The organism is Scandinavium manionii, from assembly GCF_024764775.1.
GTDB lineage: Bacteria > Pseudomonadota > Gammaproteobacteria > Enterobacterales > Enterobacteriaceae > Scandinavium > Scandinavium manionii.
Genome location: NZ_JALIGC010000038.1, coordinates 104,192 through 117,965 on the forward strand (window position 1 = coordinate 104,192; position 13,774 = coordinate 117,965).

Annotated in this window: 13 protein-coding genes; 5 read left to right on the plus strand and 8 right to left on the minus strand. The window is 53.6% G+C overall.

Translation table 11 applies throughout. The features are described from left to right. Nucleotides 1–4 precede the first annotated feature (4 nt). A complete protein-coding gene (gspE, locus tag MUU51_RS12395; protein WP_258967849.1) occupies nucleotides 5–1,390 on the plus strand; it encodes a type II secretion system protein GspE in 1,386 nt (461 codons plus the stop codon). Further along, nucleotides 1,380–2,579: a protein transport protein HofC gene (gene hofC / locus MUU51_RS12400; RefSeq protein ID WP_258967850.1), complete on the plus strand. Its 1,200-nt coding sequence runs from the start codon at nucleotides 1,380–1,382 to the stop codon at nucleotides 2,577–2,579. The genes gspE and hofC overlap by 11 nt, the downstream gene beginning before the upstream one ends. 34 nt (nucleotides 2,580–2,613) lie before the next feature. Here the strand turns inward: hofC and MUU51_RS12405 are convergent, their stop codons facing one another. Beyond that, nucleotides 2,614–3,657: a GMP reductase gene (locus tag MUU51_RS12405; protein WP_159771070.1), complete on the minus strand. Its 1,044-nt coding sequence runs from the start codon at nucleotides 3,655–3,657 to the stop codon at nucleotides 2,614–2,616. A 228-nt stretch (nucleotides 3,658–3,885) separates the two neighbouring features. On the opposite strand from MUU51_RS12405, the gene coaE reads away from it, so the two are divergent. Genes coaE through yacG form a run of 3 tightly spaced genes read left to right on the plus strand, consistent with a single transcriptional unit; the run spans nucleotide 3,886 to nucleotide 5,453 of the window. Continuing rightward, a complete protein-coding gene (gene coaE / locus MUU51_RS12410; RefSeq protein WP_258967851.1) occupies nucleotides 3,886–4,506 on the plus strand; it encodes a dephospho-CoA kinase in 621 nt (206 codons plus the stop codon). Continuing rightward, on the plus strand, nucleotides 4,506–5,249 hold the full coding sequence (gene zapD, locus MUU51_RS12415) for a cell division protein ZapD (RefSeq protein ID WP_159771076.1): 744 nt from the start codon (nucleotides 4,506–4,508) through the stop codon (nucleotides 5,247–5,249). The genes coaE and zapD overlap by 1 nt, the downstream gene beginning before the upstream one ends. A 9-nt stretch (nucleotides 5,250–5,258) precedes the next feature. Further along, nucleotides 5,259–5,453 (plus strand): DNA gyrase inhibitor YacG, encoded by a 195-nt coding sequence (gene yacG / locus MUU51_RS12420; RefSeq protein ID WP_159771079.1) that lies wholly within the window; start codon nucleotides 5,259–5,261, stop codon nucleotides 5,451–5,453. Here the strand turns inward: yacG and mutT are convergent. From mutT to ftsQ, 7 genes are all read right to left on the minus strand, one after another. Continuing rightward, nucleotides 5,450–5,842, minus strand: a complete 393-nt coding sequence (gene mutT / locus MUU51_RS12425) for an 8-oxo-dGTP diphosphatase MutT (RefSeq protein WP_159761065.1) — start codon at nucleotides 5,840–5,842, stop codon at nucleotides 5,450–5,452. The two genes, yacG and mutT, sit on opposite strands and share 4 nt — an antisense overlap. Nucleotides 5,843–5,912: 70 nt before the next feature. Beyond that, a complete protein-coding gene (secA, locus tag MUU51_RS12430; RefSeq protein WP_374684569.1) occupies nucleotides 5,913–8,615 on the minus strand; it encodes a preprotein translocase subunit SecA in 2,703 nt (900 codons plus the stop codon). A gap of 61 nt (nucleotides 8,616–8,676) precedes the next feature. Then, the gene (gene secM / locus MUU51_RS12435) at nucleotides 8,677–9,180 is read right to left on the minus strand and encodes a secA translation cis-regulator SecM (protein ID WP_258967852.1); all 504 of its coding nucleotides are present in this window, start codon (nucleotides 9,178–9,180) and stop codon (nucleotides 8,677–8,679) included. 266 nt (nucleotides 9,181–9,446) lie between these two features. Then, nucleotides 9,447–10,364: a UDP-3-O-acyl-N-acetylglucosamine deacetylase gene (lpxC, locus tag MUU51_RS12440; protein WP_110510771.1), complete on the minus strand. Its 918-nt coding sequence runs from the start codon at nucleotides 10,362–10,364 to the stop codon at nucleotides 9,447–9,449. A gap of 100 nt (nucleotides 10,365–10,464) precedes the next feature. After that, nucleotides 10,465–11,619, minus strand: coding sequence for a cell division protein FtsZ (gene ftsZ / locus MUU51_RS12445; protein WP_110510770.1), 1,155 nt, complete (start codon nucleotides 11,617–11,619; stop codon nucleotides 10,465–10,467). Between the two features lie 62 nt (nucleotides 11,620–11,681). After that, entirely contained in the window at nucleotides 11,682–12,938 is a 1,257-nt protein-coding gene (ftsA, locus tag MUU51_RS12450; RefSeq protein WP_097162871.1) for a cell division protein FtsA, read from the minus strand. After that, on the minus strand, nucleotides 12,935–13,774 hold the full coding sequence (gene ftsQ, locus MUU51_RS12455; RefSeq protein WP_159771085.1) for a cell division protein FtsQ: 840 nt from the start codon (nucleotides 13,772–13,774) through the stop codon (nucleotides 12,935–12,937). The genes ftsA and ftsQ overlap by 4 nt, the downstream gene beginning before the upstream one ends.

Consider the following 13,774-nt stretch of genomic DNA (forward strand, 5'->3'; position numbering starts at 1 on the left):
GAAAATGAAAAACGATAAACTTCTCACGTTATGCCAGCGGCACCAGGCGGTACTGCTCAGCAATGGCGAACAGGTTCTGAGTATTGCGGTGGTCGGCACGCCACCGGGTGAGTTAATGGCCGCCCTGCGGTTCGCCACGCAAAAGCGCATCGATATTGAATGCTGGGATCAGCCCCGCATGGATCAGCATCTTCACACCGCTCATGATTCACATTTACCTGCCGCCAGGGACGACAACAGCAACGTGGTCGAATTGCTGAATCAGACCTTTCAACAGGCGCTCCAGCAGCGTGCATCCGACATTCACGTCGAGCCAGGGGAAGACGTTATGCGCATTCGGCTGCGGGTGGACGGCGTGCTGCATTCCCTGCCGGATTTCTCTCCCACGCTCAGCGCCCCACTCATTGCCCGCCTCAAGGTATTGGGCAATCTGGATATCGCCGAACGGCGATTGCCGCAGGACGGCCAATTTACCGTCGACATATCAGGGCGCAGCGTCTCCTTCCGCATTGCCACCCTGCCTTGTCGCGGCGGTGAAAAAGTGGTTCTCCGACTGCTGCATCAGGTGAAGCTGGCACTGGATATCAATACGCTGGGAATGAACAACGCCCAGCGTGAAGCCTTTCTTCAGGCGCTTCATCAACCACAGGGTCTGATGCTGGTCACCGGCCCCACCGGCAGCGGCAAAACCGTCACGCTGTACAGTGCGCTACAGACTCGTAATCGCCCGGAGATAAATCTGTGTAGCGTCGAAGATCCAGTCGAAATCCCGCTCGATGGCATCAATCAGACGCAGATCAACACCCGGGCAGGCCTGACTTTCCAGAGCGTTTTGCGAGCGCTGTTGCGCCAGGATCCGGACGTCGTGATGGTGGGCGAAATCCGCGATACCGAAACTGCCGAAATCGCCATCAACGCCGCACAGACCGGGCATCTTGTGCTGTCGACGCTACACACCAACTCCACCACCGAAACGCTGGTCAGGCTCCAGCAAATGGGCGTCGCCCGCTGGATGATCTCCTCGGCGCTGTTGCTGGTCATCGCCCAACGGCTAGTACGTCGTTTATGCCCGCATTGTTGCCAGCAAGAAGGACACCATGACGCACTCCCGGTTTCCCTGTGGCCCAAAGCATTGCCACGCTGGCGAGCCGTCGGGTGCGAGCGCTGTTATCACGGATATCACGGGCGTATTGCGCTGTTTGAAGTACTCACCATTATGCCTTCTCTGAAACAGGCTATTGTCAGCGGTGCCAGTCCGGAAGACGTGCAGCGTCTGGCGCGTGATTCCGGCATGATGACCCTGTTTGAACATGGCTGCGAAGCCGTAGAACAAGGACAAACCACCGTGGAAGAGCTGCTGCGTGTGATCGGCGTCCCCGATGGCGAGTAAACAGCTCTGGCACTGGCGGGGCGTGACGTCGCTCGGTGAAATCCGCCAGGGTAGCGTCTGGGCGGAAAATAAAATGGCCGCGATGGCGAGTGCGGGGCGCGACGGGGTCCAGCCATTGTCACTCACTCGCCGGGCTACCCGAAAATCACACTGGCGGACGCAATACAGCAACGAGCTAATGCAGCAACTGGCCACATTGCTGCAGGCAGGGCTTACGCTTTCAGAAAGTTTGATGCTGTTGGCAGAGCAGCACCCTGTCGCGCAGTGGCAAGCAATGATGCAGGATCTGGCCCAGCGCCTGGCGCACGGTGAGTCACTCTCCGACGCCATGCAGCAGTGGCCAGAGGCTTTTCCACCGCTGTACCACACGCTGATCCAGGCCGGAGAAATGACCGGTAAGCTCGATTATTGCTGCGCCCATCTTGCCCGTCAGCAGGAAGAACAGAATAAGCTGAGCCAAAAGGTGAAAAAGGCGCTGCGCTATCCGCTGATCATATTGCTACTGGCGCTGTTGGTGGTAATTGGAATGAGTGCCTTTGTATTGCCGGAGTTTGCCGCCATTTATCGCACCTTTAATACGCCGCTTCCGATGCTGACTCAGATGGTGATGTTGATGTCAGCCGGAGTACAAAATGGATTACCGCTGATTGGATTACTGGTAACGCTGCCTTTTTTACTGCGCCCTTTTTTGCGACGTAGCCCGCACTGGCAGCGGCTTCGACCGCAATTGCTGTTAGCGCTTCCGGTGGTGTCCGGACTGATTCGCGGACAAAGACTCAGCCAGATTTATACCGTTCTCGCCTTAACGCAGAACGCCGGGATCCCTTTTCTGCAAGGGCTGGAAAGCGTGGAAAAGACCCTGACCTGCCCGTGGTGGCGCGATGTTATCCATCAGACCAGCGAATCAATCACCAAGGGCAGTGCCATCTGGCAGGCAATGGAGCAGCAAAAAATCTTTACGCCGCTGTGTAAGCAGCTGGTCAGAACCGGCGAGGTATCGGGCTCTCTCGATAAAATGCTCGAGAATCTGGCGCACTATCACAGTGCTACAACGCATCAGCAGGCTGAGAATCTGGCAACGCTACTCGAACCAGTGATGTTACTGGTGACGGGAATTATTATCGGAACACTGGTGGTGGCAATGTACCTGCCAATATTTCATCTGGGGGATGCTATCAGTGGAGGGTAATCGCTGGCGCAAGATACGCCAGCGATTCACGGCATTACAAGCTGTTGAACACGCGGTTCTCTTGTTCCTGAACGCGGATAAAGGTCGTACGTTTGGTCAGCTCTTTCAGGCGTGATGCACCGACGTAGGTGCATGCAGAGCGCAGGCCACCGAGGACATCACGGGCGGTATTTTCTACCGGGCCACGCAGTGCCAGCTTAACGGTTTTACCTTCTGCCGCGCGGTATTTAGCAACACCACCAACGTGACGATTCATCGCAGACTCGGAGCTCATACCGTAGAACAGCATGAATTTTTCGCCATTCTCTTCAACTACAGTGCCGCCGCTTTCTTCATGACCGGCCAGCATACCGCCCAGCATCACGAAATCAGCACCGCCGCCAAAAGCTTTCGCTACGTCGCCCGGAGTCGTACAGCCGCCATCACTGACGATCTGACCGCCGAGGCCGTGTGCCGCATCGGCACATTCGATAACAGCAGACAGCTGCGGGTAGCCAACGCCCGTTTTTACACGGGTGGTGCAAACGGAACCAGGACCAATACCGACTTTCACGATGTCAGCGCCAGCCAGGATCAGCTCTTCACACATCTCACCGGTAACGACGTTACCCGCACAGATGGTTTTGGTCGGCCAGGCTTCACGCGCTTTAATCAGGAACTGAACGAAGTGTTCGGAATAACCGTTCGCCACGTCGATGCAGACGAAGTTCAGCGCAGAATGCAGATTGAGAATCTGCTTGGTTTTTTCGAAATCCGCGTCGGACGTACCGGTAGAAACCATTACGTGTTTCAGCACATCTTCAGACACGCTGCCAGCGAAAACTTTCCAGTCTTCAACGGAATAGTGTTTGTGCACGGCGGTCAGAATACCGAAGGATGCCAGGGCTTTCGCCATTGCGAATGTGCCAACTGTATCCATATTTGCAGCAATGATTGGAACGCCAGACCATTTCTGACCAGAATGCTTAAAGGTGTATTCGCGTTCCAGTTCAACTTCGGAACGACTTTTGAGGGTAGAGCGTTTAGGGCGGATAAGAACGTCTTTAAAACCTAACTTCAGATCTTCTTCGATACGCATGTACGGATTCCTGGGGTTAGAGGCAAAAATGGACTAAGCACAACTCCAGTGACGTTATCATACGCAGTAATCATCCCTTCGCAAGACTGCGATTTTCACTTTTTTTACGCTACAATCGTACAAATTTACCTGGTGAACAGCGATTTTAACGTTTGTCATTTTGGTCACCGTAAAGCTTAAATTTAACCGGTTGATTTGTAGCGGTAATTATTCACAGGATAGGATGGTATGAGGTATACAGTCGCGTTAACAGGCGGCATCGGGAGCGGAAAAAGTACCGTTGCGAATGCCTTTGCCGACTTAGGTATTAACGTTATTGATGCCGATATCATCGCTCGTCAGGTTGTCGAACCCGGAACGCCGGCGTTACAGGCCATTGTCAGCCACTTTGGCGATACGCTACGCTTGCCCGATGGCAGCCTGAATCGTCGACAACTACGGGAGCGTATTTTCGCTAATCCCGCAGAGAAATCCTGGCTTAATGCCCTTCTTCACCCCCTGATCCAGCAGGAAACACAGCGTCAGATGCAGCAGGCAACTTCGCCTTATGTTCTGTGGGTGGTTCCACTGTTGGTGGAAAATCAGCTCTGGAAAAAAGCTGACCGGGTGTTGGTGGTCGATGTTTCTGAGGAAACGCAGCTCCAGCGCACGATGCAGCGCGATAATGTGTCAGAGGCACATGCAAAACAGATCCTAGCCGCCCAGGTCACGCGCGAACAGCGCCTCGCCGTGGCGGACGACGTTATTGATAACAACGGCGCACCAGATGCCATCGCATTGGATGTAGCCCGCCTTCACGCCCGCTATCTGAAGCTGGCGCATCAGGCCGATTCACAGGAAAAATCGTAATGCACACCCACGTCCTCTTTGAACATCCCCTGAATGAGAAAATGCGCACCTGGCTTCGCATTGAGTTCCTGATTCAGCAACTGAATTGCAACCTGCCAGTACGCGATCACGCCAGCGCATTGCATTTTTTTAGAAATATTGGGGACTTACTGGATGTGTTCGAACGCGGTGAGGTTCGTACAGATTTACTGAAAGAGCTGGAGCGCCAGCAGCGCAAACTGAAGCAGTGGGATGAAGTCCCTGGCGTCGATAAAAGCCGCATTGAATCCCTACGCCAGCAGTTGAAAAACAGCAGCGGCATTCTTATGACTGCCCCGCGCGTGGGTCAGCTTTTGCGCGAAGACAAACTGATTGCTCTGGTCCGCCAGCGTCTGAGCATTCCCGGTGGCTGCTGTAGCTTTGATTTACCGACGCTGCACATCTGGCTGCATGCCCCACAGTCGAAGCGCGACGCGCAGGTAACGCATTGGCTGGAAAGCCTTGAGCCGATGAATCAAGCGCTGACGCTTATCGTCGATCTGATCCGTAACTCTGCGGCGTTCCGCAAGCAAACCAGCCTGAATGGTTTCTTCCAGGATAACGGCGAAGATGCCGATCTTCTGCGTCTCCAGCTGGTGCTTGACGATCAGCTGTATCCACAAATCTCCGGCCACAAGAGCCGTTTTGCCATCCGTTTCCTGCCTCTGGACAGCGAAAATGGCACCGTGCCAGAGCGTCTGGATTTCGAACTGGCTTGTTGTTAAGGAATCATCATGAGCGACGTGATTAACGTAAACTGCCCCACCTGCGGCAAAACCATCATCTGGGGCGAACAGAGTCCGTTTCGCCCCTTCTGCTGCAAACGCTGCCAGCTGATTGATTTAGGTGAGTGGGCCGCCGAAGAGAAGCGGATCCCAAGCAGCGGCGATCTGTCTGAGAGCGACGACTGGAGCGAAGAGCAGATTTAAGCCTGCGCTATCAGTTTGGCAATAACCGGTTCGTTGGCAGGTGGAAACTCTTCCGCCAACAGATCTTTCTGTGCGACCCAACGTCCCGGTTGACCCTCTTTCCCCCAAGGCTCGCCCTGCCAGCTATCCACCAGCCAGAACCACAGCGTGATATGCCGGTCCGGAAATTCAAACTCCAGCTTATCAAACAGCATTGCAGATTCCGGCAAGATCCCCACTTCTTCGAATAACTCTCGTGCCAGTGCCAGCTCCGGGCTTTCACCTTCTTCAATCTTTCCACCCGGGAATTCCCACATGTTTGCCATATGCGCATCGGCGGCACGCTGGGTGATAAAAATTTCGCCCGCGGCGTTACGCAGGATCCCGGTTGAAATTTGCAGTTTTTTCATTGTCTTCATTCCATAAAAAAGGCGCTGTCACCAGCGCCTTTGTTTCGCAGATCTGAGTGTTTAGCAGAGCTTAGTTGATACGGCCATGGCACTGCTTATATTTTTTTCCTGAACCACACGGACACGGATCGTTGCGACCGACTTTACGCTCGCCGGTTTGGGCTGCCAGCTCTTCGGAGACGGCGGTGTTGTCATCCGCATGGCTAAGCTGTTGCATCTGTGCCAGACGCTCAGCTTCTTCACGACGCTGTTCTTCCATCGCTTCGACTTCTTCCGGCATACGCACCTGCACTTTACACAGGGTGCTGATCACTTCATATTTCAGTGTTTCGAGCATGGCCGCAAACATGGAGAACGATTCGCGCTTGTACTCCTGCTTAGGATCTTTCTGCGCATAGCCGCGCAGATGGATGCCCTGACGCAGGTAGTCCATCGCTGCCAGGTGCTCTTTCCAGAGGGAGTCGAGCGTCTGCAGCATTACACCTTTCTCGAAGTGGCGCATCATTTCGGTACCAACCACTTCTTCTTTACGCTGATAGACTTCGATTCCACTCTGCAGAATGCGCTCACGCAGTGTTTCTTCGTGCAGATCCGGTTCTTTATCCAGCCACTCTTTGATTGGCATGTCGAGGTCGAAATCGTTTTTCAAGCGTTCCTGCAGGCCTTCGACATCCCACATTTCTTCCAGAGACTGTGGCGGAATGTGCGCATCGATGGTGGTTTTGAACACGTCTTCACGAATGCTGGCGATGGTTTCGCTCACATCAGACACGTCCAGCAGTTCGTTACGCTGGGAGTAGATCGCGCGACGCTGATCGTTTGCCACATCATCATATTCCAGCAGCTGCTTACGAATATCGAAGTTACGGCTTTCCACTTTACGCTGTGCGTTGGCAATCGCTTTGGTCACCCACGGATGCTCAATCGCTTCGCCAGGCTTCATACCCAGTTTACGCATCATGCCGGAAACGCGATCGGAGGCGAAGATACGCATCAGGGCATCTTCCATCGACAGGTAGAAGCGGGAAGAACCAGCGTCCCCCTGACGACCTGCACGACCACGCAGCTGGTTATCAATACGGCGAGATTCGTGACGCTCAGTACCAATGATATGCAGACCGCCGGATGCCAGAACAGCATCGTGACGCACCTGCCAGTCCGCTTTAATCTGGGCTACTTTCTCAGGAGTTGGCTCTTCCAGAGCAGCAACTTCTTCCTGCCAGCTACCGCCCAACACGATATCCGTACCACGGCCCGCCATGTTGGTTGCGATAGTCACCGACGCCGGATAACCCGCCTGAGCAACGATACCTGCTTCGTTGGCGTGGAATTTGGCGTTCAGCACGTTGTGCTTGATACCCGCCTTGGTCAGCTCGTTTGAAACCACTTCGGATTTCTCGATGGAGATGGTCCCCACCAGTACTGGCTGGCCGTTAGCGGTACGCTCTTTAATGTCTTCGATAATCGCGCCGATTTTGTCCAATTCGGTCATGTAGACCAGGTCCGGCATATCTTTACGGATCATTGGACGGTTGGTTGGCACCACGATGGTGTCGAGTTTATAGATGGAGCTGAACTCGAACGCTTCGGTATCCGCAGTACCTGTCATACCCGCCAGTTTTTCATACAGACGGAAGTAGTTCTGGAAGGTAATAGAAGCCAGGGTCTGGTTTTCGTTCTGAATATCCACGCCTTCTTTGGCTTCAACCGCCTGATGCAGACCGTCAGACCAGCGACGACCCTGCATGGTACGACCGGTGTGTTCATCGACGATGATCACTTCGCCATCTTTCACGATGTAGTCGACATCACGGGTGAACAGCACGTGGGCACGCAGCGCGGCGGTCACGTGGTGCATCAGCATGATGTTGGTCGGCGAGTACAGGGACTCACCTTCTTCCATGATGCCTTCGCGAACCAGCAGCTCTTCGACCAGCACTAGACCACGTTCGGTGATGTTTACCTGACGCGATTTCTCATCCACGGAGAAGTGGCCTTCACCCTGGAAGGTATCGGAGTCTTCTTTTTCCTGACGGATCAAATGCGGGATAATTTTATTTACCTGCTTGTACATCTCGGAGCTGTCTTCAGCCGGGCCGGAGATGATAAGCGGGGTACGAGCTTCATCGATGAGGATTGAATCCACTTCATCGACCAATGCGTAATGCAGTTTGCGCTGAACGCGTTCATCAGGGCTGAATGCCATGTTATCGCGCAGGTAGTCGAAACCGTATTCGTTGTTGGTACCGTAAGTGATGTCGGCGGCGTACGCTTCACGCTTCGCAGGAGCGGGCATACCGGACATGTTTACCGCAACGCTCATCCCCAGGAACTCAAACAGCGGACGGTTGTTTTCAGCATCACGCTGTGCCAGATAGTCGTTGACGGTGACCACGTGAACACCTTTACCTGACAGGGCATTGACGTACGCAGGCAGCGTTGCGGTCAGGGTTTTACCTTCACCGGTACGCATTTCCGCGATGCAGCGGTCATTCAGAACCATACCGCCGAGCAGCTGTACGTCAAAGTGACGCATGCCGAAGACACGTTTACTGGCTTCACGGACGACCGCGAAAGCTTCTGGGATCAGGCTTTCTACGGTTGCGCCTTTTTCCAGACGTTCACGGAATTCGTTGGTTTTTGCTTTCAGCTCGTCATCAGAGAGCTTTTCCAGCGCAGGTTCCATGGCATTGATTTGAACAACGGTTTTGCGCATACGACGCAGTGTACGATCGTTACGGCTACCGAAAACTTTGGTCAATAAATTAAGCATAATTAAAATCTCAATCGCCCCGCCATGCGGAGTCTTAGTCATTAGTTGAAGTTTATTTTTTTCAGCTAAGGCGTTGAGGTCCGGCGCGGATGCCGTGTACCTGGCTTACCCAGGCGCTGACAGAAAAAGCTTGATGTGAAATGGGATCAGCGCTGTATGCCACTGAGCGTACGATAACCGGCTGCTGGCTTTCGCGCATCAGCAGTGCGCTGAGCGTATCCAGCAGGGCGAGGTGATGTACTTCAAGTGGCGCAGACGCTTCTGCGACCGGCAGCGCCTGTGGCGCCATCGCGAAGGAAAGATGACGAATGACCGTTCGGATGGCGTGCTGATGCCAGTAATCGACGGTAAACGTTGGACGACGGTTGCCTTCCAGTAACGCCAGATGGGTGAAACTGACTTTGGTGGTAGCCGTGTGGCTACTGGCGGTTTTGGTCGGTGGCGTGGATTCTGCGGAATTGGCAATCGCAGGCAGGCCGAATCCTGCCGCGACCATCCCCAACAGGAGATGCGGCCAGAAATATCGTCTGCCAAACTGTCGCCAGCGCGTCAGTATTCCGTTCACTTACCTTTTCACCTTGATTGCCAGGCAACCCTTCAAAATTTCTAAGCGTTCAGATAGTACCATTAATGGCTCACGCCAGCAGCACGAATGAGGGCAATCCACGCGGAAATATGCTCAGGAAAGCAGCGATCGCACACGTCGGGCAAGTGAGAAACAAGAAGAATTGGAGAATGAGGGATTTTCAGAAACTAAAAAGAAAAAACGACTGGCTCCCTGGACGGAGAGAGTACCAGGTTACCAGTCGAATTTACAGTTTGGTGTCAGGCTTAAGCCAGAACCAATGACGGTGCTTTAAATGCCAGTGGCAGTTCAGCGTCGTCTTCGAAGGTCACAAACTCCCAGGCTTCCTGTTTGGCCAGGACTGCCTGCAGCAGTTTATTATTCAGTGCGTGACCTGATTTGTACGCGGTGAATGCACCGATGATATTGTGACCACACATAAAGAGGTCACCGATAGCATCCAGCATTTTGTGGCGTACAAATTCATCTTCAAAGCGCAAACCGTCTTCGTTCAGTACGCGATAATCGTCAACAACGATGGCACAATCGAAGCTGCCGCCCAGGCACAAACCACGGGACTGCAGATATTCGATATCACGCATGAAACCAAAAGTACGTGCTCGGCTAATCTGACGCATGAACGCATCCGCAGAGAAGTTCATAGCATAACGCTGGTTGCTGCCGTCAATCGCTGGATGGTTAAAGTCGATGGTGAAATCCAACGAGAAACCATTGAACGGTTTGAATTCAGCCCATTTGTCGCCGTCTTCTACGCGAACCGTGTCTTTAATGCGCACAAATTTCTTCGCACAGTTCAGTTCATCAATGCCTGCGTCAAGCAGCAGATAAACGAACGGGGCAGCGCTACCGTCCATAATCGGGATTTCCGGCGCATCGACTTCAATCATAATGTTGTCGATACCCAGACCCGCCAGGGCAGCATTTAAGTGCTCAACCGTTGAAATCCGCACGTCATGCTCGTTGACAAGGCAAGTACAGAGCATGGTATCACGCACAGATTTGGCATCTGCCGGAAAATCAACCGGTGGATTCAAGTCGGTGCGACGATAGATGACCCCGGTATTTGCCGGCGCAGGGCGCAACGTCAGTGTGACCTTCTTGCCAGTATGTAAACCGACACCAGTCGCCTGAACGATACGTTTAAGAGTCCTTTGTTTGATCATCGTATAATCTCGCCAAATTACTTATCCAACCGAAGTGTACTATACATTCGGCAGGCCAGTTTAGCACAAAGAGCGCAGATTCCCAAATTCCAGCTAATTCTTAATCAGCTTGCTTGCGCAGGAATGCTGGGATATCCAGGTAATCCGGTTCTTTGGTGGTCTGCGGCGTATTGTCGTTAACCACTTTAGCAGCCGGTTTCTGCTCCTGCGTCAGCGGCGACATGCCGTGCTGCTGGTAGCGATCCATCACTGGCTGTTGCTGCTGCTGTTTGTTCGTTACCAGGGTAATTTCTGGACGCTTGTCCATACCGATACCGGTAGCAACTACGGTCACGCGCAGTTCGTCGTTCATATCCGGATCCAGGGAAGTACCGATAACCACGGTCGCGTTATCCGATGCAAACGCACGGATGGTGTTACCCACGGTTTCGAACTCATCCAGACGCAGGTCGAAGCCAGCGGTGATGTTAACCAGCACGCCGCGCGCACCAGACAGGTCGATATCTTCCAGCAGTGGAGAAGAGATAGCCATTTCAGCCGCTTCTTCCGCACGGTCTTCACCGCTTGCCAGGCCAGACCCCATCATTGCATAGCCCATTTCGGACATGACGGTGCGCACGTCGGCAAAGTCGACGTTCATCAGACCCGGACGGGTAATCAGTTCGGCGATACCCTGAACAGCGCCTTTCAGCACGTCGTTCGCTGCACCAAATGCGTCCAGCAGGGAAATGCCACGACCCAGCACTTTCAGCAGCTTGTCGTTAGGAATGGTAATCAGAGAGTCCACGTGCTTGGACAGCTCGGCGATACCCTGCTCCGCAAACGCCATACGCTTTTTGCCTTCAAAATTGAATGGCTTAGTCACGACAGCAACGGTCAGAATACCTAAATCTTTGGCAACTTCAGCGACAACAGGTGCAGCACCAGTACCGGTACCGCCGCCCATGCCAGCTGCGATAAACACCATGTCAGCGCCATCAAGGGCTGCACGCAGTGCTTCACGGTCTTCGTCTGCCGCATTGCGACCGACTTCCGGGTTTGCGCCAGCACCCAGACCTTTGGTAATCCCGTTACCAATCTGGATAGTCTGGCCGACAGCCGTTTTACGTAACGCCTGAGCGTCAGTGTTCACTGCGAAGAATTCAACACCCTCAATGCGCTCGCGCACCATGTGTTCGACGGCGTTGCCACCGCCACCACCGACGCCGATGACTTTAATCACCGCGTCGTTGGTCAGTTCCATAGGTTCAAACATAGTTTCTCTCCGTTTTGTGCCTGTCGCCTGAGAGCGCTAATTTTCGGCGCTCTCTTAAAAAATTAAAACTCTTTTCGCAGCCAGGTATTGATTCGTTTGATCCACGAACTCACTGCGACACGTTTTTCCACTTCCGCTTCACCACTCAGATGCGATTCTTTCCCGTAGTGCAGCAGGCCCACAGCCGTTGAATAGTACGGCTCCTGAGCATAATCCGTCAGTCCGGTAATGTTCAGCGGCGCGCCAATGCGCACCTGCGTATGGAACACGCGCTGAGCGCAGGCCGCCAGGCCTTCAATTTGCGCCGCACCACCGGTCAGAACAATCCCTGCGGCCAAGTGGTGTTTGACACCTTGTTGGCGCAGCTGTTCCTGCAATTGCAAAATCTCTTCGTTCACCAGGTTGAGCAGCTCGGTATAACGCGGCTCAATGACCTCTGCCAGCGTCTGGCGCTGCAGGCTACGCGGTGGACGACCACCTACGCTTGGCACTTCTACGCTCTCATCTTTACCGACAATAGAGCCCAGTGCGCAACCGTGGCGAACTTTAATCGCTTCGGCATCGCTCGGTGGCGTCCCGAAGGCGTAAGCGATGTCACTGGTCACTACATTCCCGGCATACGGGATCACTTTAGTGTGACGCAGCGCACCGCCGGTATAAACGGCGATATCCATTGTACCACCACCGACATCAACCACGCAGACGCCCAGCTCACGTTCATCTTCCGTCAGGACGGAATAGCTTGATGCCAGCCCGGCAAAAATAAGTTGGTCAACTTTCAGTCCACAACGTTCCACGGCTTTGACAATGTTCTTCGCCATATCGTTGTGACAGGTGATCAAGTGCACTTTTGCCTGCATCCGCACGCCGGACAAACCTACCGGGTTTTTGATCCCTTCCTGGTAGTCGATAGCGTACTCTTGCGGAATCACATGCAGAACACGGTGCTCATCGCGTACGCGAACGGACTTCGCCGTATGCACCACGTTCTCAACGTCTTCCTGCGTCACTTCTTCTTCAGAAATCGGCACCATCCCGATTTCATTTTGACAGCTAATATGTTTGCCTGAAAGCGCCAGATACACTGAAGAAATCTGGCAATCAGCCATTAATTCCGCCTGGTCAATGGCGCGCTGTACGCATTTCACCACGGATTCCAGGTCGTTCACACCGCCTTTGTCCATACCCCGGGATGGGCAGCTGCCCACACCAATGATATTCACCATTCCGTCGGGCAGAACTTCCCCTACCAAAGCGGCTACCTTCGCGGTACCAATTTCCAGTCCTACTACCAGTTTTCTGTCCGTCGCTTTGATCATTGTTGCTCTGCCTGTGCCTGATTTTGTTGTTGATGTGTATCCTCTACGGGAGCGGGCTGCCACCCTACTGCCGCGCCTGAGTCATAACGCAAATCAACGTAGCTAATCCGTTTGCCATCGGTTTGCGCCTGCTGCTGAAGAACAGGATAGAGTTCTATAAAGCGCTCAAGCCGTTTCATCGTATCGCCGCGCCCCAGGTCCAGCTTGATGTCGTTATTCAACGTCAGCTGCCAGGAGCGGCGTGCGGTCATCGCCGCCACTTTCAACGTAAACTTATCTTTCGCCAGCATCTGCCCCATATCGCGATAGCCTTGCAGCACTTCGTTCTCGCTACCTTCCGGGCCATACAACATAGGCAGATTCTGCTTACTGGTGCGTTCGGCCGGTACGCTAAACGCGTTACCGTCGTTGTCCACCATATGCTGATCATTCCAGCGCGCAATCGGCACATATTCAACCAGATGAATCTTCAATTCGTCTGGCCACTGCTTACGAACGCTTGCCTGCTTAATCCATGGCAGGCGTTCGATCTGACTCTGAATGATATTCACGTCCTGAGTCATAAACGTGCCCGGCGAGCCGAGCGCCAGAATTGCCTGGCGAATATCATCATTACGCGTGTAGTGACGTTCCCCGGTCACTACCAGCCTGGATAACGGCAGACGCTGCGCATCTTCCATCCAGTTCAGTACCATCCAGCCGCTCATCAACACGGTGAATAATACCGCGAGCAGGAACATCATCCCCGCAAGACGCGTTCCATTATTTCTGCGTGAAGAAGCGATGTCGTCCTCTTCTTCTTCACGGTTCCGTGTGTTCAGTGCTGCCTGCGACAT

Bases quoted from the DNA above. Each gene is read 5' to 3' on its own strand.
- gspE (WP_258967849.1), top strand. From the start codon at position 5: ATGAAAAACGATAAACTTCTCACGTTATGCCAGCGGCACCAGGCGGTA.
- hofC (WP_258967850.1), top strand. From the start codon at position 1,380: ATGGCGAGTAAACAGCTCTGGCACTGGCGGGGCGTGACGTCGCTCGGT.
- MUU51_RS12405 (WP_159771070.1), bottom strand. From the start codon at position 3,657: ATGCGTATCGAAGAAGATCTGAAGTTAGGTTTTAAAGACGTTCTTATC.
- coaE (WP_258967851.1), top strand. From the start codon at position 3,886: ATGAGGTATACAGTCGCGTTAACAGGCGGCATCGGGAGCGGAAAAAGT.
- zapD (WP_159771076.1), top strand. From the start codon at position 4,506: ATGCACACCCACGTCCTCTTTGAACATCCCCTGAATGAGAAAATGCGC.
- yacG (WP_159771079.1), top strand. From the start codon at position 5,259: ATGAGCGACGTGATTAACGTAAACTGCCCCACCTGCGGCAAAACCATC.
- mutT (WP_159761065.1), bottom strand. From the start codon at position 5,842: ATGAAAAAACTGCAAATTTCAACCGGGATCCTGCGTAACGCCGCGGGC.
- secA (WP_374684569.1), bottom strand. From the start codon at position 8,615: ATGCTTAATTTATTGACCAAAGTTTTCGGTAGCCGTAACGATCGTACA.
- lpxC (WP_110510771.1), bottom strand. From the start codon at position 10,364: ATGATCAAACAAAGGACTCTTAAACGTATCGTTCAGGCGACTGGTGTC.
- ftsZ (WP_110510770.1), bottom strand. From the start codon at position 11,619: ATGTTTGAACCTATGGAACTGACCAACGACGCGGTGATTAAAGTCATC.
- ftsA (WP_097162871.1), bottom strand. From the start codon at position 12,938: ATGATCAAAGCGACGGACAGAAAACTGGTAGTAGGACTGGAAATTGGT.
- ftsQ (WP_159771085.1), bottom strand. From the start codon at position 13,774: ATGTCGCAGGCAGCACTGAACACACGGAACCGTGAAGAAGAAGAGGAC.